21 protein-coding genes are annotated in these 21263 nt (G+C 73.9%); 7 read left to right on the top strand and 14 right to left on the bottom strand.

Annotation, left to right across the window (positions count from 1 at the left end):
* The first annotated feature begins 80 nt into the window (after positions 1–80).
* On the top strand, positions 81–1127 hold the full coding sequence (locus M1P99_RS21460; protein ID WP_304454379.1) for an NAD(P)-dependent alcohol dehydrogenase: 1047 nt from the start codon (positions 81–83) through the stop codon (positions 1125–1127).
* A gap of 75 nt (positions 1128–1202) precedes the next feature.
* Here M1P99_RS21460 and M1P99_RS21455 read toward each other — a convergent pair whose 3' ends face one another.
* Positions 1203–1769 (bottom strand): CGNR zinc finger domain-containing protein, encoded by a 567-nt coding sequence (locus M1P99_RS21455; protein WP_304454378.1) that lies wholly within the window; start codon positions 1767–1769, stop codon positions 1203–1205.
* A 159-nt stretch (positions 1770–1928) separates the two neighbouring features.
* Here M1P99_RS21455 and M1P99_RS21450 point away from each other — a divergent pair, with 159 nt between their 5' ends.
* From M1P99_RS21450 to M1P99_RS21440, 3 genes are all read left to right on the top strand, one after another.
* Complete coding sequence (locus tag M1P99_RS21450) at positions 1929–2381, top strand: VOC family protein (RefSeq protein WP_304454377.1); 453 nt, start codon at positions 1929–1931, stop codon at positions 2379–2381.
* A gap of 26 nt (positions 2382–2407) precedes the next feature.
* Entirely contained in the window at positions 2408–3304 is an 897-nt protein-coding gene (locus M1P99_RS21445; protein WP_304454376.1) for a pyridoxamine 5'-phosphate oxidase family protein, read from the top strand.
* 71 nt (positions 3305–3375) lie between these two features.
* On the top strand, positions 3376–4161 hold the full coding sequence (locus M1P99_RS21440) for an SDR family oxidoreductase (protein WP_304454375.1): 786 nt from the start codon (positions 3376–3378) through the stop codon (positions 4159–4161).
* 21 nt (positions 4162–4182) lie between these two features.
* Here M1P99_RS21440 and M1P99_RS21435 read toward each other — a convergent pair whose 3' ends face one another.
* Genes M1P99_RS21435 through M1P99_RS21420 form a run of 4 tightly spaced genes read right to left on the bottom strand, consistent with a single transcriptional unit; the run spans position 4183 to position 8262 of the window.
* Positions 4183–4914, bottom strand: a complete 732-nt coding sequence (locus M1P99_RS21435) for a DUF1295 domain-containing protein (protein ID WP_304455787.1) — start codon at positions 4912–4914, stop codon at positions 4183–4185.
* A 59-nt stretch (positions 4915–4973) separates the two neighbouring features.
* Positions 4974–6233, bottom strand: coding sequence for a cyclopropane-fatty-acyl-phospholipid synthase family protein (locus tag M1P99_RS21430; protein WP_304454374.1), 1260 nt, complete (start codon positions 6231–6233; stop codon positions 4974–4976).
* Positions 6230–6982, bottom strand: a complete 753-nt coding sequence (locus M1P99_RS21425) for a DUF1365 domain-containing protein (protein WP_304454373.1) — start codon at positions 6980–6982, stop codon at positions 6230–6232. The genes M1P99_RS21430 and M1P99_RS21425 overlap by 4 nt, the downstream gene beginning before the upstream one ends.
* Positions 6979–8262 (bottom strand): NAD(P)/FAD-dependent oxidoreductase, encoded by a 1284-nt coding sequence (locus M1P99_RS21420; protein ID WP_304454372.1) that lies wholly within the window; start codon positions 8260–8262, stop codon positions 6979–6981. The genes M1P99_RS21425 and M1P99_RS21420 overlap by 4 nt, the downstream gene beginning before the upstream one ends.
* 158 nt (positions 8263–8420) lie before the next feature.
* On the opposite strand from M1P99_RS21420, the gene M1P99_RS21415 reads away from it, so the two are divergent.
* A complete protein-coding gene (locus M1P99_RS21415; protein WP_304454371.1) occupies positions 8421–9899 on the top strand; it encodes a bifunctional phosphatase PAP2/diacylglycerol kinase family protein in 1479 nt (492 codons plus the stop codon).
* Positions 9900–10067: 168 nt separating this feature from the next.
* Here M1P99_RS21415 and M1P99_RS21410 read toward each other — a convergent pair whose 3' ends face one another.
* The 9 genes from M1P99_RS21410 to M1P99_RS21370 form a co-directional block, all read right to left on the bottom strand.
* The gene (locus M1P99_RS21410; RefSeq protein WP_304454370.1) at positions 10068–10844 is read right to left on the bottom strand and encodes a pyrimidine reductase family protein; all 777 of its coding nucleotides are present in this window, start codon (positions 10842–10844) and stop codon (positions 10068–10070) included.
* Entirely contained in the window at positions 10826–11515 is a 690-nt protein-coding gene (locus M1P99_RS21405; protein ID WP_304454369.1) for a hypothetical protein, read from the bottom strand. The genes M1P99_RS21410 and M1P99_RS21405 overlap by 19 nt, the downstream gene beginning before the upstream one ends.
* A gap of 35 nt (positions 11516–11550) precedes the next feature.
* Positions 11551–12411 carry a dihydropteroate synthase gene (folP, locus tag M1P99_RS21400; protein WP_304454368.1) on the bottom strand — a complete coding sequence of 287 codons (861 nt, stop codon included), beginning with the start codon at positions 12409–12411 and terminating at the stop codon, positions 11551–11553.
* On the bottom strand, positions 12405–13361 hold the full coding sequence (locus tag M1P99_RS21395; RefSeq protein WP_304454367.1) for a glucosyl-3-phosphoglycerate synthase: 957 nt from the start codon (positions 13359–13361) through the stop codon (positions 12405–12407). The genes folP and M1P99_RS21395 overlap by 7 nt, the downstream gene beginning before the upstream one ends.
* Positions 13362–13392: 31 nt before the next feature.
* On the bottom strand, positions 13393–14328 hold the full coding sequence (locus M1P99_RS21390) for a carbohydrate kinase family protein (protein WP_304454366.1): 936 nt from the start codon (positions 14326–14328) through the stop codon (positions 13393–13395).
* A gap of 12 nt (positions 14329–14340) precedes the next feature.
* On the bottom strand, positions 14341–15066 hold the full coding sequence (locus M1P99_RS21385) for a gamma-glutamyl-gamma-aminobutyrate hydrolase family protein (RefSeq protein ID WP_304454365.1): 726 nt from the start codon (positions 15064–15066) through the stop codon (positions 14341–14343).
* A 14-nt stretch (positions 15067–15080) separates the two neighbouring features.
* Complete coding sequence (locus tag M1P99_RS21380; protein ID WP_304454364.1) at positions 15081–15845, bottom strand: 3-oxoacyl-ACP reductase; 765 nt, start codon at positions 15843–15845, stop codon at positions 15081–15083.
* A 10-nt stretch (positions 15846–15855) separates the two neighbouring features.
* Positions 15856–17220 (bottom strand): aldehyde dehydrogenase, encoded by a 1365-nt coding sequence (locus tag M1P99_RS21375; protein ID WP_304454363.1) that lies wholly within the window; start codon positions 17218–17220, stop codon positions 15856–15858.
* A gap of 76 nt (positions 17221–17296) precedes the next feature.
* Positions 17297–18658 carry a glutamine synthetase family protein gene (locus M1P99_RS21370; protein ID WP_304455786.1) on the bottom strand — a complete coding sequence of 454 codons (1362 nt, stop codon included), beginning with the start codon at positions 18656–18658 and terminating at the stop codon, positions 17297–17299.
* Positions 18659–18893: 235 nt separating this feature from the next.
* Between M1P99_RS21370 and eat the strand changes: the two genes are divergently transcribed.
* Both eat and M1P99_RS21360 read left to right on the top strand, forming a co-directional pair.
* Entirely contained in the window at positions 18894–20351 is a 1458-nt protein-coding gene (gene eat, locus M1P99_RS21365) for an ethanolamine permease (RefSeq protein ID WP_304454362.1), read from the top strand.
* A 152-nt stretch (positions 20352–20503) separates the two neighbouring features.
* On the top strand, positions 20504–21253 hold the full coding sequence (locus M1P99_RS21360; RefSeq protein WP_304454361.1) for a FadR/GntR family transcriptional regulator: 750 nt from the start codon (positions 20504–20506) through the stop codon (positions 21251–21253).
* Positions 21254–21263: the final 10 nt, after the last annotated feature.

Raw genomic sequence — 21263 nt, 5'->3', positions numbered from 1 at the left:
TGCGGACTCCGTGTTGACGGACGGCCCCGATCGGCGTTGATAGCGTCGAGCGACCGACGGATGACACAGGGGGACGACTCATGCGCGCTGTGGTCTTCGACGACTACGGGACCTTCCCGTCTCTCACCGAGGTGCCCAGGCCGCGTCCAGGTCCCGGCGAGGCGCTGATCCGTGTCGCGGGCGCCGGCGCCTGCCACTCCGACGTCAGCGTCTACCGGCACTTCGAGGAGGGCCAGCCCGGCGCCCAGAAGCCGCCCTTCGTCCTGGGGCACGAGAACGCCGGGTGGGTCGAGGAGCTCGGCCAGGGGGTCACGCACGTCGACGTCGGCGGCGCCTACCTCGTCTACGGGCCGGTCGGCTGCGGGCACTGCCGCGCGTGCGCGCGGGGGCAGGACACCTACTGCGAGAACGTCGCCACGATGCCCTACCTCGCCGTGGGGCTGGGCCGCAACGGCGGGATGGCCGACTACATGGTCGCCCCCGCCCACCACCTCGTTCCGCTGGGCGACGCCGACCCGGCGCTGGCCGCCCCGCTGGCCGACGCGGGGCTCACCCCGTACCACGCGATCAAGCAGGCGCTGCCCCACCTGGCCGGCGGCGGGCGCCACGCCCTGGTCGTCGGCCTGGGCGGACTCGGCCAGATCGCCGTGCAGATCCTCACCGCCCTGACCGGCGCGACCGTCATCGCCACGGACACCAAGCCGGAGGCGCGGGCGCGCGCGGAGCGCCACGGAGCCCTCACGGTGGCTCCCGGGGAGAACCAGGCCGAGGAGATCCGCGAGCTCACCGGCGGTCGGGGCATCGACGCCGCCTTCGACTTCGTGGGGGTCACGCCCACGGTCTCCACGGCCGCCGCGACGATGGCGCAGGGCTCCCGGCTGACGGTCGTGGGCATCGCGGGCGGCACGCACGAGTGGTCGTTCTTCACCAGTCCCTACGAGTCCTACGTCACCAGCACGTACTGGGGAACCGTCGAGGACCTGTGGGAGGTCGTCGACATGTTCCGCGCCGGGCAGATCACACCCGAGATCGAGCGCTTCGGCATGGACGACGCCCTGGAGGCCTACCGCAGGCTGGAGGCGGGTGATCTGTCCGGACGCGCGGTGGTGGTTCCGAACGACTCCTGACGCGGGCCGTCTGAGCGCCCCGGCCCGTCCCGCCACGGCGCCGGCGGGGCCCCGGTCCGCCGAGGACCCAGAACCTCAGGCCGTCCGGCCCGCCCGTCCGCGGGCCTGGTGCCGGGCGGCCTTCGCGCGGTTGCCGCACCCGGCCATGGAGCACCAGCGCCGGGTGCCGTTCTTGGAGGTGTCGAAGAAGACCAGGATGCAGGCGGGGTTGGCGCACCCGCGGATGCGGTCCGGGGAGCGGAGCAGGTCGAGGTAGCCGGCGGCGGCCGTCCACGCCGGCCCCCAGGAGGGGTCGTCGAACTCGACGTCGAAGGCGGGGGTCCCGGGACCGCCCTCGGCGTCCTCCTGGAGCCTGCGCCGCACGCACCCGTGGGCTAAGGCGTCGTTGAGGTCGGCGCGGGCACCGGCCTCCCCCGGGTGCTCCCTCAGGCGCCGCAGTGCGCCGCGCACGCGCAGGAGGCGGTCGAGCGTGGCGCGGTCGGCCGCGAAGCGGGCGTCCAGGCCCGTCTCCGCCAGCCATTGGCGCAGGCCGTCGAGCGAGTCGAGCAGATCGTGCTCCACCCCTCCCCCGGCCCAACGGGTGTTGAGCAGATCCATGGCCACGGGCTCGCCGACCAGTGGCCGGACCCTGCGTTCCACCATGCGCCCTCCCCCTGCTCAGCGGCCGACTGGATCGTACCAACCTACCTGGATAACCGTTGAACACCATTTGAGCGGTTGACATGCCGAACAACTAACCCTTAAAGTCCATCTCAACGGTTACAGCGATCGGGCTGGACCCTGAGGGAGAAGAGGCACACCATGGCCGCGTCCACCGCCACCACCGGGCACGTGGGACTCAACGTCACCGACCTCGACCGCTCCCGCGACTTCTACGGCCGGGTCCTGGGCTTCGAGGTCATGGGCGAGGGCAAGGAGGAGGGGCGCGAGTTCGCCTTCCTGGGCCGTGACGGCCGACTCGTCCTCACCCTCTGGAAGCAGAGCGCGCACGCCTTCCGCACCGACAGCGCCGGCCTGCACCACCTCTCCTTCCAGGTCGACACCATCGAGGAGGTCCGCCGGGCCGAGACCGAGCTCCGCGCCGCCGCCGTGGAATTCGCCTACGACGGCGTCGTCCCGCACCGTGAGGGAGCCGCCTCCGGCGGGATCTTCTTCCACGACCCGGACGGCATCCGCCTGGAGATCTACGCCCCCACCGGCGCCGAGGACGCGCAAACACCCATCAACGAAGCTCCCACCTGCGGTTTCTTCTAAGACGACCGATCCAGAAAGGGGGAGCCGTGGGCTCCTACCACCGCGGTGAACTCGCCGTCCAGGAACGGGCCGCGCTGTCGCGGCAGGCGGGCCACACCGCCCGGGCGATCCGCGCGTCGGTGCCCGACGTGGCCGCCGACTTCCTCGCCGCCCGCACCTTCCTGGTGGTCGGAGCGGCCGACACCGACGGGCGCACCTGGTGCTCCCTGCTGACCGGCCCGCCCGGCTTCCTCCGGGTCCCCGACGAGAACACGCTCGACGTCGCCGCGCTCCCGCACCGCGGCGACCCGCTCGCCGAGCGGCTGCGCCAGGGCCCCGCCCCCGTCGGAGCCCTGGCCCTGGACCCGGCCCGCCGCCGTCGCATGCGCGTCAACGGGACCGTCCGGCCGCACGGCCCGGGCCTGCGCGTGGCGACAGAGGACGTCTACGCCAACTGTCCCAAGTACATCCAGAAGCGCACCCCGGTCCCCACGGCGCCCACCGGCCCCGAGCCCGTCCACGGGGACGCCCTCACCCCCGGCCAGCAGGCCCTCGTCCGGCGCGCCGACACCTTCTTCGTCGCCACCCGCTCCGACACCGGGCACGCGGACGCCAACCACCGCGGCGGCGGCCCCGGCTTCCTGCGCGTGCACTCGCCCACCCTGCTCAGCTGGCCGGACTACGTCGGCAACGCCATGTTCAACACCCTGGGCAACCTGTGGGTCGAGCCCCGCGCGGGCCTGCTCGTCCCGGACTGGGAGACGGGTGACACGCTGCGGCTGACCGGCCGTGCCCGCGTCCTGTGGGATGAGGGCTCCCCCACCCGGGAGCGCTCGGTGGAGTTCACCGTGGACGGCGTCGTCGCCACCGCGGGCGGCGGGCTGCTCGCACCGGAACCGCCCGAGTACTCCACGGCCAATCCGCCGGTCGACCCGCCGGCCTGACCCGCCCCGGCCCCGCGCGCGCCCCGCCCGCCTGCCAGGATGCGCACAACACGACGAGCAGGAGGACTCACATGGACCTGGGGATCGCAGGCAGGGTCGCACTGGTCACCGCGGCCGGTTCCGGCCTGGGGCGGGCGATGGCCGTGGCGCTGGCGGCCGAGGGCGTGAACGTGGCCGTCACCGGCCGCGACGAGGAGCGCCTCGCCGCGACCGTGGCGGCCTGCACCGAGCACGGGGTGTCCGCGCTCGCGCTGACCTGGGACCTGGCCGACCACGGCCGGGCCGCGGAGGTGGCCGGACGCGTCGCCCGGGACCTGGGCCCGGTCGACATCCTCGTGAACAACACCGGGGGCCCGCCGCCCACGCCCGCTCTGGGCCAGGACATCGGACTGTGGCAGGACCAGTACGCGTCCATGGTCCTGCCGGTCATCGCTCTCACCGACGCCGTGGTGCCGGGCATGCGCGAGCGCGGGTGGGGCCGGATCATCACCAGCACCTCCTCCGGGGCGATCGCGCCGATTCCGAACCTGGGCATCTCCAACACCCTGCGGGCGTCACTGCACTCCTGGTCCAAGACGCTGGCCCGGGAGGTGGCCGCCGACGGCGTGACCGCCAACGTCCTCGTGCCCGGCCGCGTCGCCACACCGCGCACCGACGCCCTGGACCGCGCCCGCGCCGAACGCGAGGGCCGCACGGTCGCCGAGGTGGAGGAGGACGCCCGCGCCACCATCCCCGCCGGGCGCTACGGCCGCCCCGAGGAGTACGGCGCGGTCGCCGCCTTCCTGGCGAGCCGCCAGGCCGCCTATGTCACGGGCACCGCCGTGCGCGTCGACGGCGGCCACCTGCCCACGGTGTAGAGCGGCCGGCGGCGCACCGGCTCACCGTGTGCGCCGCCGGGGCGGCAGGGGCACGAACGCACTGGTCCGGCGGGCGTACTCGGCCCAGCCGGGCCGCCCCGCCATGTGCTCGTCGAGCAGGCGCTGCCCGGACCCCCTGGTGAGCAGGAACGTCATCACCAGCGGGGCCGGCAGGGTCACCAGGACCCACCACGACCCGGACGCGACCAGGAACAGCCCCCACCACACGCACGCGTCGCCGAAGTAGTTGGGGTGGCGCGTCCACGCCCACAGTCCGCGGTCCATGATCCGCCCGCGGTTGGCCGGGTCGGTCTTGAACCGGCGCAGCTGGGCGTCCCCGACCGCCTCGAAGAGGAAGCCGAACAGCCAGAGCGCCGCTCCGGCCGCGGCGACTCCGCCCAGAGGGCCGGAGGCGTGCGCCGAGACCTGGACCGGCAGGGAGATCAGCCACACCAGGGCGCCCTGGAGCAGGTAGACCATGCGCAGGGCGTAGGCGTCACGGCTGCCCGGGGCACGCGACAGCAGGCGGTCGTAGCGGGGGTCCTCCCCGCCGCCGCGGCTGCGCCGGTGGATGTGCGCGGCCAGGCGCACCCCCCACACCGCGACGAGGACGAAGAGCAGCAGGGCCCGTCCCCGGTCGGCGGTGGCCGTCAGCAGGCTGACCCCCGCCACCAGCACGAACCCGATGCCCCACGCCACGTCCACGACACTGTGCCGCCCCACCCGGCGGCCCACGGCGAAGGCGCCGAGCATGAGCGCGGCCAGGGCCAGGGCGTTCAGGGCACCCGTGGACACGAGCCCGGCCACGGCGGTCACCGGGAGCGCTCCAGCACCATCTGCTCCACGTCGATCATGCCCGCCCGGAACCCGGCCTCGCAGTAGGCGAGGTAGAACGACCACATGCGGCGGAACGTGTCGTCGAAGCCGAGTTCGGCGACGCGCTCGGCGGCACCCTCGAAGGAGTCGCGCCACAACCGCAGGGTGTCGGCGTAGTCGGCGCCGAAGGCGAGCCGGTCGACCACCCTCAGCCGGGTCCGGTCCCGCAACTGCTGCTCGATGGCGGTGACCGAGGGGATGAGACCGCCCGGGAAGATGTACTTGTGCATCCAGGTGTAGGAGTTGCGCGACGCCCGCATCAGGCCGTGCTCCATCGTGATGCTCTGCAGACCGACCCGCCCGCCCGGGCGCACCAGGCGGTCGAGCCCGGCGAAGTAGACCGGCCAGTAGCGCTCGCCGACCGCCTCGACCATCTCCACGCTCACCACGGCGTCGTAGCTGCCCTCGACGTCGCGGTAGTCGCGCAGCTCCACCTGGACCCGGTCCCCCAGTCCGGCCGCCGCGACGCGCTCGCGCGCCAGGTCGCGCTGTTCCGACGACAGCGTGACCGTGGTGACCCGGGCGCCGCGGCGCGCGGCGCGCACGGCGAGTTCGCCCCAGCCGGTGCCGATCTCCAGGAGTTCGGTGCCGTCGGTGACGCCGGCGCCGTCCAGCAGGCGGTCGATCTTGCGCCGCTGGGCCCGGGCCAGTGTGGCGGGGTCGCGCTCCTCACCGTCCTCGAACAACGCGCTGGAGTAGGTCATGGTCGGGTCGAGGAAGGTCGCGAAGAGGTCGTTGGACAGGTCGTAGTGGTGGCTGATGTGCCGGCGCGCGCCGCTGCGGGTGTTGCGTTCCAGGGCGGGCCTGCGGGGCAGTGTCACGTGCCGCAGGGGACGCAGGGGCCGCGGTACCAGCTCCTCGTACCCCTGCGCGAGGACGGTGAGGAGGCGGACGAGCTCCGGTGAGTCCCACTCCCCCGCCATGTAGGACTCACCGAAGCCGATGAGCCCGCCGGCCGCCAGCCGCCGGTGGAAGGCGTCGGGGTCGCGCAGGCACAGCACCGGCGGGTCGGCGGCGGCGGGCTCTCCCGGGCCCGTGTGCAGTCGGACTCCGGCGCGCGCGGCGGCGTGCCCGGCCAGGGCGCGCGCCACGGGGGTACGCGGCCCGCGGGCCGGGATCCGGGCGACGTCGGGCCAGCGCCGGGCGTCGACGTCGGGGGTCCGGCGCCGGTCGGTCGTGTCCTGGGTCGTGTTCATCGCGTTTCGTCCGTTCGTTCTCTTCGTCCACGGTCGTGGGCCCGCGGTGGGTGGACCGGCAGGCCGCGCAGGTAGAGCCCGATCCCCTGGCGGCGGATGCGCAGCGCGCCGACCAGTGGGGCGAGGGGGTGCCGCAGGGCCAGCCGCAGCAGCGCCCCGGGGGTGGCCGGGCGGTGTACGCCCCGCACCGAGGCCACGAAGGGCGGTCGGCCGGTGCGGTGCAGGGCGACGGTCAGGGCGACGCGGTCCCCGGGTGCCGGGAGGCTGAGCCGGTAGCGGCCCTCGACCCGGTTGAACGGGGACACGTGGAACTCCTTGTCGGCCTCGGCCCGGCCCCGCTCGTCGACCTCCAGCAGGTAGCGGTGCCGCCCGCCGTAGGTGTTGTGGACCTCGGCCACGACACGGACCAGGTGTCCGCCGCGGTCGTGGCACCAGTACACGGTGAGCGGGTTGAACACGTGGCCGAGCACCCGGGCGTGGGCGAGCATCAGCACGCGGCCGCCGGCGAGGTCGATCCCGTGCCCGGCGAGGTAGGCGTCGATGTCGGCCCGGGTGGACCGGGCCGCGCCGTCGCCGTGGTCGGCCGCGTGGAACCCGCCCAGGAGCCGGAGGGGCCAGGGCGGGCGCGGCAGGGCGTCCAGGTCGACCAGCCAGTAGTAGGTGCGGTAGGCGAAGGCGTGCCGCACGGGTTCGGCGCGGACGTGGCGCACGGTGGACTCGTAGAGCGCCGGGACGCCGGGGTCGCTCACCAGCGCACCCCCAGGCTCGCCGCCGCGACGACCCCCGACCGGCACCCGTCCTCGTGGAAGCCCCACCCGTGGTGTGCCCCGGCGAAGGCCACGACGCCGTCGTTGAGCTCGACGAGCCGCCGCTGGGCCGCGACGGAGGCGGGCGTGTAGACGGGGTGGGCGTAGTCCATGGCGGCCACGACCCTGTCGGAGCCCACGGTGCCCTGGTCGTTGAGGGTCACCACGTACTGCTCGGCGCCGGGCAGGTGCTGCAGGCGGTTCATGTGGTAGCTGACCCGGACCGGCGCGTCGTCGGGCTCGCACGAGGACAGCCGGTGGTTCCAGCTCGCCCACGTGGCGCGGTCCCGGGGCAGGACGGAGGTGTCGGTGTGCAGCAGGGTGCGGTTGCGCGCGTAGCCGAAGGCCCCGAGGACCTCCTTCTCGACCGGGGTGGGCGACTCCAGCAGGTCCAGGGCCTGGTCGGCGTGGGTGGCCACCACGGCCGCGTCGAACTCCAGCTCCTCGGAGCCGGCCCGCAGCCGCACTCCGTGGGCCGTCCGCGCGAGACCGCTGACGGGCGTGCCGGTGCGCACCGAGGCCAGACGCGCGGCCACGCGGTCCACGTACACGTGCGAACCGCCCACCACCGTCCGCCACGAGGGCGATCCCCACACGGAGAGCATGCCGTGGTGGCGCAGGAAGGCGAACAGGTAACGGGCCGGGTAGTCCAGCGCCGTCCCCGGCGGGCACGACCACACCGCGGACACCAGCGGCAGCAGGAAGTGCGCGACGAAGTGCGGCCCGAAGCGGTAGTGGCGGGCGAAGTCGCCCAGGGTCGGCTCGCGGGCCGGCGAGGGCGGACCGGAGTCGAGCACGCGCCGGGCAGCGCGGTGGAAGCGCGGCACCTCCGCCAGCATGCGCAGGTAGGCGGCGCTGCGCCGGGACCGGTTCGGCAGCAGGGCGGGCAGGCCCCGCGCCCCCGCGTACTCCAGGCCGCACCCGTCGCAGCGCACCGACATGCTCATCTCGGTGGAGCGCGTCGGTACCCGCAACTCCTCGAACAACCGCAGTAGATGGGGATAGGTGCGGCGGTTGTGCACGATGAAGCCGCTGTCGACGGACAGCTCCGCGCCACCCGCGGTTCCCAGGCGGTGGGTGTGCGCGTGCCCGCCGAGGCGGCTGTCCGCTTCCAGGAGGGTGACGTCGGCGTGCCGGCTCAGGATGTGGGCAGCGGTCAGCCCGGAGATCCCGGAGCCGACGACGGCGATCCTGCGGCGGGGGACGGTATGGCCCGTGACCATGGGTTCCTTTACTCGTTCGCTGATCGGACACGGGTGATTCGTCGCGGAACGACAGGGCGGATTGCCCCGGATATGTCACGGATCGATCACGAAATGTGGGGCGATCCATACCCGCCGGGTCCTGGACTCCGAGGCCGGACGGGACCACCCTGGGGAGCATGCGACTGCGCCTGTCACGACCCTTCAGCCGTGCCGACCGCTACCTCTACGACAGGGTGACGGCGATCGGTCCGCCCGTGCTGGACCCGGTCACCCCCCGCTTCGTCCAGGCCACCGACCACATGGCGCCGTGGCTGCTGGTCTCGGCCACGCTCGCGGCCACCGGCGGGCCCCGCCTGCGCCGCACCGCGCTGCGGGCGATCGCCTCCGCCGGCGCCGCCAACGCCGCCTCCTTCGTGGTCAAGAACCTGGTCACCCGTTCGCGTCCGGACAGCTCCCGGGTCCCGGTCGCCCGTCGCCCCTACCGCGCCTACGGCAACTCCTCCTTCCCCTCGGGGCACACCGCCGCCGCGGTGGCCTTCGCCGGGGGGATCGCCGCCGACGCCCCGCGCCCGCTGTCCGCCGTGGTCTGGGCCATCGCCGGCGCCGTGGCGCTGTCCCGGGTGCACAGCGGCGTCCACTACCCCGGCGACGTGGCCGGGGGCCTGGCCATCGGCTCCGCCGCGGCCCTGCTGTCGCGGGTCGTCCTTCCCGCCCGCCCGGAACTGGTCTCGGGCGCGCGCACCACCTTCGAGGGCACGGCCGGCACCGAACCCGAGGGCGCCGACGTGACCGTGGTGGTCAACCCGCGCTCCGCCGGGACGGGGATCGGGGCGCCGAGCTTCGGTGACACCGCGGACCGTGTGACACGGTCGCTGCCGAAGGCGCGGATCGTGCCGCTGACCCCGGACGACGACATGGCGGCGGTGATGGACGAGGCGGCCCGCAACAGCCGGGTCCTGGCGGTCTCGGGAGGCGACGGGACGGCCAACGCCGGGGCCCGCGCCGCTCTGGACCACGACCGGCCACTGCTCGTCCTGCCGACCGGCACCCTGAACAACTTCGCCCGCACCCTCGGCCTGACCTCGGTGGAGACCGCCCTGCGGGCCTACGCGACCGGCCACCTGGCCAGGGTCGACGTGGGCGAGGCCGACGGCCGGGTCTTCCTCAACACCGCGACGTTCGGCTCGCACCCGCGCCTGGTCCGGCGCCGCGACCGCTGGGCGCCCAGGATCGGCAAGTGGCCGGCGTTCGGCCTGGCCCTGTGGCGCGACCTGAGGAACGTCGAACCCACCCCGACCCGCATCGACGGCCGTCCGACCCGCGTGTGGTGGGCCTTCGTGGGCAACTGCCGGTACCGCACGCACGGTCGCTTCCCGGCGATGCGCGAGCGGCTCGACGACGGGCGGCTCGACGTGCGGGTGCTGGGGGCGGCGCGGCGCTCGCCCCGGTGGCGCGCCCTCACCGACATCCTGCTCGACCGCCCCCGGGGCGGGGACGGCTACTCCACCTGGCTCACCACGGGGCTCACGCTCGCCCTTCCGCCCGACCACCGGCAGATCTCCGTGGACGGCGAGGTGTGGGAGTGCGGGGACACGGTGCGGTTCACCAAGCGGCCCGCCGCTCTGCGCGTCATCGTCGCCGCCGACTCCGCCTGAGGACGGCGCCGACACCGGCAGGTGACCCTCGATCGCCTGGCCGACCCGGGCGAACGCGTCCCGGGAGGTCATCCCGGCGGCCGGGGCCCGTCTCCGGTCTCCACACGCGGCTCCCGACGGTTCGGCGGCGGTCGGAGCCCACCACGGGTGGAACGCAGCGGGCCCGGATCAGGGGCGGATCCACCGGTGCAGCAGCGTTCCCCCGCCCTCCAGCAGAAGGCGCGGCACCAGTTCCTGGTCCACGGCCGCGCCGGCGGTGATCCGCTGCTCCGCCCCCGCGGCCAGCACGGGCACGACGGTCAGGCACAGCTCGTCGAGCACGCCCTCGGCGGCCACGTCCCGCAGGAGCCGCGGACCGCCCTCGCACAGGATCCGGGACAGCCCCCGCGCGTGCAGCGCGTCCACCGCAGCGACCAGGTCGACCTCCGTCTCGCCCAGCACCAGCACCCGTTCGGGGCCCAGTACCGAACGCGCCCGCTCCAGCGCCGGTTCGCCCGCCTCCTGGCAGGTCACCAGCCACACCTGTCCCCGGTCGGGATCCTCGGCCGCCAGCAGCGGCGGCACGTGCGCGGTGCGGGTGACCACCGCCAGCGCCGGGTGCGGGGCACGCCCCTGCGCCTCGGCGCTCCGGCGCCGCGCACCGGTGCGCGGCGTGGGGCGGCGGTAGCCCTCGGCACGCGCCGTCCCGGCGCCCACCAGGACCACGTCGGCCAGATCCCGCAGCAGCGTGAACACGACCAGGTCGGCCTCGGTGTTGATGGTCCCGGTCCGGCCGTCGTTGCCCGCGGCGGCACCGTCCAGCGTGGAGACCATGTTCGCCCGCACCCACGGCCGCGCGCTCGTGTCGGGGTAGGCGTAGAGGGCCTCCAGGACGGCGTCGTCGACGGGGTCGCCGGGCTCGGCCGCTCCGGGCGCGACCTCGTTCATCAGCAGGCGCACGACCACACCGCCACCGTGTACATGACCCCGAACGGGTCGTCGGCGTAGAGCACCTCGGACCGGTAGGACGCGCCGTCCTCCACCACCGCGGACGCCATCACCTGCAGGGCGGCGCGTCCGGCCACCAGCAGTTCCGCGGCCAGGCCGGGCTCCAGACCCAGCAGCGCCGACGGGTCGGCCTCGGCCAGGGCCCGGCACACGCGCTCGTCGAAGGCGAAGGCGCGCTCGTCCAGGTGACCGGGCGCCCTGACGCCCCGGCGGGCGCTGCCGTCGCCCATCACCAGCAGCCCCACACGCTCCGGGCGGCGGGCGATCGCGCGCGCCGCCTCCGCCACCTGCCCGGGGTCGGCGTCGAAGGCCACCGCGTACATCTCGACGGGGACCGGACCGCCGACCGCGTCGAGCAGCCGGCCCGCCACGCCCAGGCTCAGCGGCAGCGCGTCCTCCGCCGGCCGCGCCCCCGTGGCACCGAAGGCCCCGGCCGGCGCCGCCCCCGGCGCGTGCCGGCCACCGGTGTCGGCCCCTCCCACGACCACGACCACCTCGGGGGCGAGCGCGACCAGGGACGCCAGCGCCGCCTCGCAGGCCTTGCGCAGGTCCGCGGCGACGTCCTGCCCACCGGTGAGCTCACGCAGCAGCAGCGGCGGATGCGGGCAGACAGCGGTTCCGACGATCATCGAGCCTCCTCCAGGACGTCTCGCGCGCGCACGTCCTACGCCAAGCCTCTCACTGCCCGCGAGGGAGGCCGTACACCCCTGATCGTGGCGACCATGTCCAGGACCTGGCGGGTCTCCACGACCTCGTGGACCCGGTAGACCCGCGCCCCGTGCCAGGCGCACACCGCGGTCGCCGCCAGTGTGCCGGTCAGCCGCTCGCCCACGGGCAGGTCGAGGGTCTCGCCGACGAAGTCCTTGTTGGACAGCGACACCAGCACCGGCCACCCGGTCGCCGTCATCTCGTCGAGCCTGCGCGTCAGCTCCAACGAGTGCCAGGTGTTCTTGCCGAAGTCGTGGGCGGGGTCGATCAGCACCGACTCCGCGGGCGCCCCCAGCGCCACCGCGCGTTCGGCCAGGGCCACGGTGGAGTCGATCGCCTCGCGCACCACGTCGTCGTAGTGCAGCCGGTGCGGCCGGGTACGCGGGGTCACCCCGCCGGTGTGCGTGCACACCAGCCCGGCACCGAACTCCGCGGCCACCTCGGCCAGCTCCGGGTCGTACCCGCCCCAGGCGTCGTTGAGCAGGTCGGCGCCCGCCTCGCACACCGCCCGGCCCACCGAGGCACGCCAGGTGTCCACGCTGATGACCAGGTCGGGGAACTCCTGCCGGACCCCCGCCACGAAGTCGACGATCCGGCGCTTCTCCTCGTCCGCGCCGATCTCCTCGCCCGGGGCCGCCTTGATGCCGCCGATGTCGACGATGTCCGCCCCCTGGGCCACGACGCGGCGCACGCGCTCGAACGCGGGCCCGTCGTCCCAGGTCGCCCCCCGGTCGTAGAAGGAGTCCGGGGTCCGGTTGACGATCGCCATCACCAGCGCCGCGTCCGGGGCGTACTCCCGGCCCCGCAGTCTCAGCACGAATCGGCCACCTCTCCCTGGTGCCACTCCGGTGCGGGCGCCACCCGCGCCGCGGGGCCCCGCTCGACCACACTCACCGTACGTGTCGTCGTCCGTCCGCCCGTGCCGAACTGGCGCACCTCGACCGCCTCGCGCCCCTGACCGACTCCGGCCCGGCGGTCGGCCACGGCCAACAGCTCGGTGGCCATCATCCCCAGCCCGCGCAGGCTCTGGTGCCGGTGGGCGCGCCGCCCCATGTCCACCTGGGCGATCGCGTCGGTCCCCCGCCTGAGGTAGGTGTCGACCAGCACGGCCAGCTCCACCCCGTAGCCCGTGGGCACCGGCAGGTCCCGCAGGAGCTCGCGGCGCACCGCCCACTCCCCCGACAGCGGCTGGACCACGCCCGCCAGCTCCGGCCAGCGCAGCGCGATGGTGGGACGGGCCACCAGCTCGGTGACCCGGCCGCCCTCGTTGGTGCCGGCGCCGCCGTGGTCCAGGACCCGGTCGTAGAAGGCCTTGACCAGGCCCACCCCCGGCTCGGACAGCAAGGGGCCCAGCAGACCCGACACGAAGTGGGTGTCCCACTCCACCAGGTCGGCGTCCATGAACGCCACGACGTCGCCGGAGGTGACGAAGAGCGACTTCCACATGGCCTCGCCCTTGCCCCGGTGGTGGCCCAGGTCGGGGCGCACGTCCACGACGCGGTGCACCCGCGCCCCGGCCGCGCCGGCCAGCGCGCCGGTGTCGTCGGTGGAGTCGGAGTCCATGACGACCAGTTCGTCGACCAGGGGGACGTCCTCCACCAGGGCCGCGCGCACCCGGGCGACGATGCCGCCGACGGTCGCCGCCTCGTTCTTGGCCGGGATCACCAGGCTGACGGTCGTCCCGCTGCGCCGCTTGAGTTCCGCCAGCCCCTCGAGCGTCCAGTCCGACCACCGGTAGGTCCGACGCCCGAACCATTCGTTGTCCACAGTGCCTCCCCAGCCGAAACACTAGGGCACACTACGCGTCGCCATCACCGGTGAGGTGGCGCAGGCCTGACAGGGTCAGGAAGTCCGTGTGCGTCCCGGCGGTCGTGCAGGCGAAGGCGCCCGCCACCGCTCCGGCCCGCGCGCACTCCAGGGGCGGCGCGCCCTCCAGGCGGGCGTGCAGGAAGGCCGCGACGAACGAGTCGCCCGCACCGTTGGTGTCCACGACCGGTGCCCCGGGGTCGGCGGCGGGCACGTGGACGGGCTCGGCCCAGCCGCGTTCGAGCACGTGGCAGCCCTCGGCGCCGTCGGTGGCCACGACCAGCCCCGCCCGGCCCCGCTCCAGTACGCCGCGCATCACCTCGCCCACCCGTCCGTGGATCGCGGCGGCGCTGAGGAAGACCAGGTCCGAGCGCAGGGCGTAGGGCAGGTGGTGTTCCTCGCGGCCGTCCCAGTCGTGCAGGTCGGTGGAGCTGGGCACCCCCAGCCGCTCCAGGTCGTCGTAGACGTCCCGGTTGTGGCCCATGATCGACATGTGCACGTGGCGGGCACGCTCGACGAAGGGCAGGTAGAACTCGCGGGGCAGCCGCAGGTCTGCGGGGTGGCGGCCGTCGAAGTAGGAGAACCTGCGGCCCTGGGCGTCGACCAGGTTCACGCCCCGGGGCGTGCCGTGCGGCGAGACGACGTGGCTGAAGTCGAGCCCGCGCTCGGCGTAGGCCTCCAGGACCATGCGGCCCTGGACGTCGTCGCCCAGGAAGTCCACGAACTTGGTCGCCAGTCCCAGGGCGTGGCAGCCCAGCGCCACGCCGTTGCCGGTATGGCCCACGTAGTCCAGGACCGGCGGCACGAACACCGAGTCGCCCTCGGGCGGGGCCAGGGTGTCGACCCGCACGACGGTGTCGACACCCGTGCCCGCGATGACGAGGACGTCGTAGTGGTCGCTTCCGGTACCGCTGGAGTTGGCTGGCACTGTGCCTCCGGCTCAGATGGACGGGTCGGCCGCCAGCCTGCCACACCGGTCCGACGCCCGTTCGACCAGCCAGTCGAACAGGGCCGGGTCGCGGCCCATCTCCGGGTGCCACTGCACGCCGATCACGTCGCCGTTGTCGGCGTACTCCAGCGCCTCGACCGTGCCGTCCTCGGCCCAGGCCGTGGCGACCACGCCCTCACCGAGGACGTCCACGGCCTGGTGGTGGTAGGAGGGCGCGTCCAGGCGCGTGCGGCCCAGGACCGCCGCGGTGCGCGTGCCCCGCGCGACCGTGACGGGATGGCCGTCGAACACCCCCGTCCTGAGGCGGTGCCCGTCGTGCCCCACCCGGTCGGGCAGGTGCTGCACGAGCGTGCCGCCGCGGGCCACGTTGAGCAGCTGCATGCCCCGGCACACGCCCAGGACGGGGATCCCCCGCTCCAGCGCGGCCGCCAGCAGGGCGCCCTCGGCCGCGTCCCGGGCGGCCTGCACTCCGGCGGTGTGCTCCTCCTCCTCGGCGCCGTACAGGCCGGGGCCGAGGTCGCCGCCGCCCGCCAGCAGCAGCCCGTCCAGACGCGCCACCGCGTCGGCCACCCCCTCCAGCGGGGGCAGCAGGACCGGGACCGCGCCGGACGCGGCGACGGCGTCGGTGTAGGCGCCGGGCAACAGCACCGCGGGCATCTCCCACACGCCCCAGCGGGCGGGCTGGGAGTAGGCGGAGACGCCGATGATCGGTGACACGGCGGCTGTCCTCCTCACTCGGGGGTGACGTAGGCGCCGGAGATGCCCCCGTCGACCAGGAAGTTGGAACCGGTGATGAACGAGGCGTCGTCGCTGGCCAGGAACGCCACCGCGGCGGCGATCTCCTCGGCCTCGGCGAAGCGGCCCAGCGGCACGTGCACCAGGCGGCGGGCCGCCCGCTCGGGATCCTTGGCGAACAGCTCCCGCAGCAGCGGGGTGTTCACCGGTCCGGGTGAGAGGGCGTTGACCCGGATGCCCTCCCGGGCGAACTGGACGCCCAGTTCGCGGCTCAGGGCCAGGACGCCGCCCTTGCTGGCGGTGTAGGAGATCTGGGAGGTCGCCGCGCCCATCGTGGCCACGAAGGAGGCGGTGTTGACGATCGAGCCCCGCCCCTGCTCGCGCATGTGCGGCAGCGCGTACTTGCAGCACAGGTACACCGACGTCAGGTTGACCTCCTGGACGCGGCGCCAAGCGTCCAGCCCGGTGGTGAGGATCGAGTCGTCCTCGGGAGGAGAGATCCCGGCGTTGTTGAAGGCCACGTCGACGCTGCCGCAGGTGCGGCGGACGGTGGCGAACAGCTCCTCGACCTCGGCCTCGTCGGTGACGTCGGCCCGCAGGAAGCGGCCGCCCACCTCCTCGGCCACCCGCTTGCCCGCCTCCTCGTCCAGGTCCACGGCGACGACGGTCGCGCCCTCGGCGGCCAACCGCCGGGCCGTGGCGCGGCCGATGCCGCCCGCGGCTCCGGTGATGACGGCGACGCGCTGGTCGAACCGGTTCATGTGCTCTCCCTCAGGTGTCGTCGGAGACGAAGACGGTCTTGGTGTCGGTGAAGGCGTCCAGTGCGTCGGGTCCCAGCTCACGGCCGATGCCCGACTGCTTCATGCCCCCGAAGGGGGTCCAGTAGCGCACCGCCGAGTGCGAGTTGACCGACAGGTTGCCCGCCCGGACCGCGCGGGAGACCCGCAGGGCGCGGCCGACGTCGCGGGTCCACACCGATCCGGCCAGGCCGAAGTCGGAGTCGTTGGCGATGCGCACGGCGTCCTCCTCGGTGTCGAAGGGCAGCACCGAGACCACGGGACCGAAGATCTCCTCGCGGAAGGACGGCTCGTGCGGGTCGTTCGCGGCCAGGACGGTGGGCGGGAACCAGAACCCGGGGCCCTCCGGCGCGCTGCCCTGGAAGGCGACCGTCGCCCCGTCCACGTAGCCCGCGACGCGGTCGCGCTGGGCGGCGCTGATCAGCGGACCCATGTCGGTGGCCGGATCACGCGGATCGCCGACGGCCACGGCCGCCACGGCCGGGCGCAGCAGCTCCATGAAGCGCTCGTGGACCGAGCGCTGGACCAGCAGCCGTGACCGGGCGCAGCAGTCCTGGCCCGCGTTGTCGAAGACCCCGCCGGGAGCGGCCGCGGCGGCCTGCTCCAGGTCGGCGTCGGCGAAGACGATGTTGGCGCTCTTGCCGCCCAGCTCCAGGGTCAGGCGCTTGAGCCGGTCGGCGGAGGCCGCCATGATGGAGCGCCCCACGCGGGTGGAGCCGGTGAAGGCGATCTTGGCGACGTCGGGGTGGCGCACCAGGCGCTCCCCGGCCACGGTCCCGGCGCCCGGCAGCACCTGCAGGACGCCGTCGGGCAGCCCGGCCTCGCGGGCCAGCTCACCGATGCGCAGGGCGGTCAGCGGCGTGAGCTCGGCGGGTTTGACGACCACGGTGTTGCCGGCGGCCAGCGCAGGGGCGGCGCCCCAGGCCAGCACGGGCATGGGGAAGTTCCACGGGACGATGACGCCGACGACGCCGAGCGGCTCGGCGAAGGTGACGCTCCACCCGCCGGGGACGGGGATCTGCCGTCCGGCGGCGCGCTCGGGCGCGCCCGCGTAGTACTGGAAGACGTCGCGGGCGTTGCCGGCCTCCCATCGGGCCTGACCGAGGGGGTGTCCGGCGTTGCGCACCTCCAGCCGGGCGAGTTCCTCGCCGTGCTCGTCCAGGGCGGCGGCGACGGCGCGCAGCAGCCGCGCGCGCTCGCCGGGCGCGGTGTCCCGCCAGGCCGGGAAGGCCGCGGCGGCGCGGGCGACCGCCTCGTCGGTCTCCTCGGCCGACGCCAGGCCGACGGTGGCGATGACCTCCTCCGTGGCCGGGTCGATCACCTCGTGCTCGGTCCCCAATGCATCCCCCTCGTGTTCGTCGCTGCGCCGCGGGCGCCGCGCGTCGGTCGGGCCGCGCGCGGGCGCGGCCCGGTGGTCACATCCGCTCGAAGCCGCGGACCATCTCCCAGTCGGTGACGGCGGCGTCGAAGGCGGCCAGCTCCACCCGGGCGTTGTGGGCGTAGTGCTCGACGACGTCCTCGCCGAAGGCCGTGCGCGCCAACTCGCTGTTCTCCCACAGCTCCAGGGCCTCGCGCAGGCTCGTGGGCACGGTCGCCAGCCCGGAGGCGTAGGCGTTGCCGGTGAGAGGGGCGGGCGGCTCGACGGCCTTGTCCACGCCGTGCAGTCCGGCGGCGATGAGGGCGGCGGTGGCCAGGTAGGGGTTGACGTCGCCGCCGGGGACGCGGTTCTCCACCCTCAGGGAGGGGCCGTGGCCGACCAGGCGCAGCGCGCACGTGCGGTTGTCGTGGCCCCAGGCGACGGCGGTGGGGGCGAAGCTGCCCGGGACGTAGCGCTTGTAGGAGTTGATGTTGGGGGCCAGCAGCAGCGTGAACTCGCGCAGCGCGGCGAGCTGTCCGCCCAGGAAGTGGCGGCCCACCGTGGACATGCCCTGCCCCTCGGCCATGACGGGGGCGCCGTCGTCGTCGCGCAGGGACAGGTGGATGTGGCAGGAGTTGCCCTCGCGGTCGTTGGGCTTGGCCATGAAGGTCAGGGCCATGCCCTCCTGCGCGGCGATCTCCTTGGCGCCGTTCTTGTAGACGCTGTGCTGGTCGCAGGTGGTGACGGCCTCGGCGTAGCGGAAGGTGATCTCGTGCTGGCCCAGGTTGCACTCGCCCTTGGCGCCCTCCACGTACAGCCCGGCTCCGGTCATCTCGTTGCGGACGCGGCGCAGGAGGGGTTCGACGCGGGCGCCGCCCAGCACCGAGTAGTCGACGTTGTACTGGTTGGCGGGGGTCAGGTCGCGGTAGCCGCGGTTCCAGGCCTGTTCGTAGCTGTCGCGGTAGACCACGAACTCCAGTTCGGTGCCGACCAGTGCGTGCCAGCCGCGTTCGGCGAGGTTCTCGCGCTGGCGGTTGAGGATCTGCCGGGGCGAGGCGGCCACGGGAGTGCCGTCGTGCCAGGTGAGGTCGGCCGTGACCATGGCGGCGCCCTCGGCCCAGGGAGTGCGGCGCAGCGTGGACATGTCGGGGACCATCGCGAAGTCGCCGTAGCCGGTCTCCCAGGACGACATCGCGTATCCGTCGACGGTGTTCATGTCCACGTCCACGGCCAGCAGGTAGTTGCAGCCCTCGGTGCCGTGGGCGAGGACCTCCTCCAGGAAGAAGCGGGTGGAGAGGCGTTTGCCCTGGAGCCGGCCCTGCATGTCGGTGAAGGCCACCAGGACGGTGTCGAGGGTGCCCTCGGCCGCTTCGCGGCGCAGCTCGTCCAGGGACAGTGGGGGACCGCCGTGCTCGTTCACCTGGGACTCCTTGTCCGCGTCGGGACCGGCCACCGACGCATTTGGTTTGGTCTCAGACCATTCACCGGTCATGCAACCAGCGGGGTCCCCGCATGTCAATAGCGCATTACGCCCCTTGACAGCGTGGACCCGACCGGAAGAACATCTCCGGTATTCCAAAAGGACTGGCGATGAACCAATAGGCGCCATCGTTGGTCCTGCAAGGCACACGGGCAACCGAACCGAGGGAGCGCCCATGTCCGACACCAACGACCGCCCGGTCCACATCCAGGGGGCCGAATACGCCTCCGCCGGGGACGACTACCTGCGACGGCGCCAGCTCAGGCGCGGCGCCGCCGGCTGGGTGCTGCTCGCCGGGCTGGGCGTCGCCTACGTCATCTCCGGCGACTTCGCGGGCTGGAACTTCGGCCTGGCCGAGGGCGGCTGGGGCGGCCTGCTCATCGCCACCGTCCTCATGGGCGCCATGTACCTGTGCATGGTGCTGGGCCTGGCCGAACTGGCCTCCACCCTGCCCACCGCCGGCGCGGGCTACGGCTTCGCCCGCCGGGCCCTGGGCCCGCTGGGCGGCTTCGCGACCGGCACGGCGATCCTCATCGAGTACGCGATCGCCCCGGCGGCCATCGCGGTCTTCATCGGCGGCTACGTCGAGGCACTGGGGCTGTTCGGGCTCACCAACGCCTGGCCGGTGTACCTCGTCTGCTACGCCGTGTTCGTCGGTATCCACCTGTGGGGGGTGGGTGAGGCCCTGCGGGTGATGTTCGTGATCACCGGCGTGGCCCTGGTGGCGCTGGTGGCGTTCGCGATCGGGATGATCCCGCGCTTCGACCCGGCCAACCTGTTCGACATCGAGCCGACCTCGGCGCTGGGCGCGAGCGCGTTCCTGCCCTACGGGTTCGCCGGGATCCTGGGCGCCTTCGTCTTCGGCATCTGGTTCTTCCTCGCGGTCGAGGGCGTGCCGCTGGCGGCCGAGGAGGCGCGCGAGCCGCGCAAGGACATGCCGCGCGGCATCATCGCGGCGATGTGCGTGCTGATGGTGACCGCCACCGCCATGCTCGTGCTGGCCCCCGGCGGCGCCGGGGCCGCGGCCCTGGCCGGCTCCACCAACCCGCTGCCCGAGGCGCTGCGGGAGGCCTACGGCGGCGACACCGTACTGGCGGACCTGGTCAACTACGTCGGCCTGGCCGGACTGGTGGCCTCGTTCTTCTCCATCATCTACGCCTACTCCCGCCAGCTGTTCGCCCTCTCCCGGGCCGGCTACCTCCCGCGCTGGCTCTCGGTGACCGGCAAGCGCCGCACCCCCTACATGGCCCTCATCGTGCCCGGAACGCTCGGGTTCGTCCTGGCGGTCACGGTGGCCGACGGCGACCGGCTGATCAACATCGCCGTGTTCGGCGCCGCCGTCTCCTACGTCCTCATGATGCTGTCGCACATCGTGCTGCGCCGCCGCGAGCCGGACCTGGAGCGCCCCTACCGCACCCCCGGCGGCGCGGTCACCACGGGCGCCGCACTCGTCCTGGCGGTGTGCGCCCTGGCCGCCACGTTCTTCGTGGACATGGTCGGGGCGGCCGTCACCGCGGCGATCCTGCTGGCGTTCCTGGCCTACTTCTGGTTCTACTCCCGCCACCGGCTGGTGGCCAACGCCCCGGAGGAGGAGTTCGCGCTCATCGAGGAGGCCGACTCCGAGCTCAAGTGAGCCGGAGCCGGCCCGCCCCCTCCCCGGCACGGGCCGGGGAGGGGACGCCGGCCCTGCGCCGACCCGCCCCGACACGCGGGGCGGGAGGGCGCCCCACCGGACAGGCCCTAACCTGAGGGAGGCAAGAGCGTCACCGAACGTGGAGGGCACAGGTGGTCAGGACCAACGCCGAGCCCGACGCCGACGCCGGACCGGCCGCCGAGGCCGTGTTCCGCCCCGTCCGGGCGGGCAACGCCTTCGAGGAGACCGTCGAGCGGCTCCTGTCTGCGATCAAGCTGGGCGTGGTCGCCCACGGCGACCGCTTCCCCGCCGAACGCGAGCTCGCCGGCCGCCTGGGCGTCAGCCGCATCACCCTGCGCGAGGCCATCCGCGCGCTGCAGGAGGAGGGCTACGTCGAGTCCCGGCGCGGACGGCTGGGCGGCACCTTCGTCACCTACGTGCGTCCCCGCCCCAGCCGGGCCGAGGCCCGGCGCGTCCTCAAGGACATGCACGTCGACCTCGACGACCTGCTCGCCTTCCGCCGGGTGCTGGAGACCGGCGCGGCGGTACTGCTGGCCGAGACCGGCCTGACCCCCGACCAGGACCGCCTGCTCACCGAACGGCTGGCGCGGGTCGACGGCGCCGACGTCGACGACTACCGCCGCACCGACACCGTCTTCCACCTCACCATCGCCGAACTCACCGGCTCGCCCTCGCTGTCCTCGTCCCTGACCGAGGTGCGCATGCGCGTCAACGACCTGCTCGACGCCATGCCCATGCTCGTCAAGAACCTCGAGCACAGCAGCGCCCAGCACCGCGCCATCGTCGACTCGATCCGCTCCGGCGACCCCGAGGCCGCCCGACTCGCCGTACGCGAACACCTGGAGGGCAGCGAGGCCCTGCTGCGCGGCTTCCTCACCTGAGCTCTCCCCC

The organism is Nocardiopsis sp. YSL2, from assembly GCF_030555055.1.
Lineage (GTDB): Bacteria > Actinomycetota > Actinomycetes > Streptosporangiales > Streptosporangiaceae > Nocardiopsis.
Note: the sequence above shows the minus strand (reverse complement) of the source record. Positions and strands in the feature narration are given on the sequence as shown.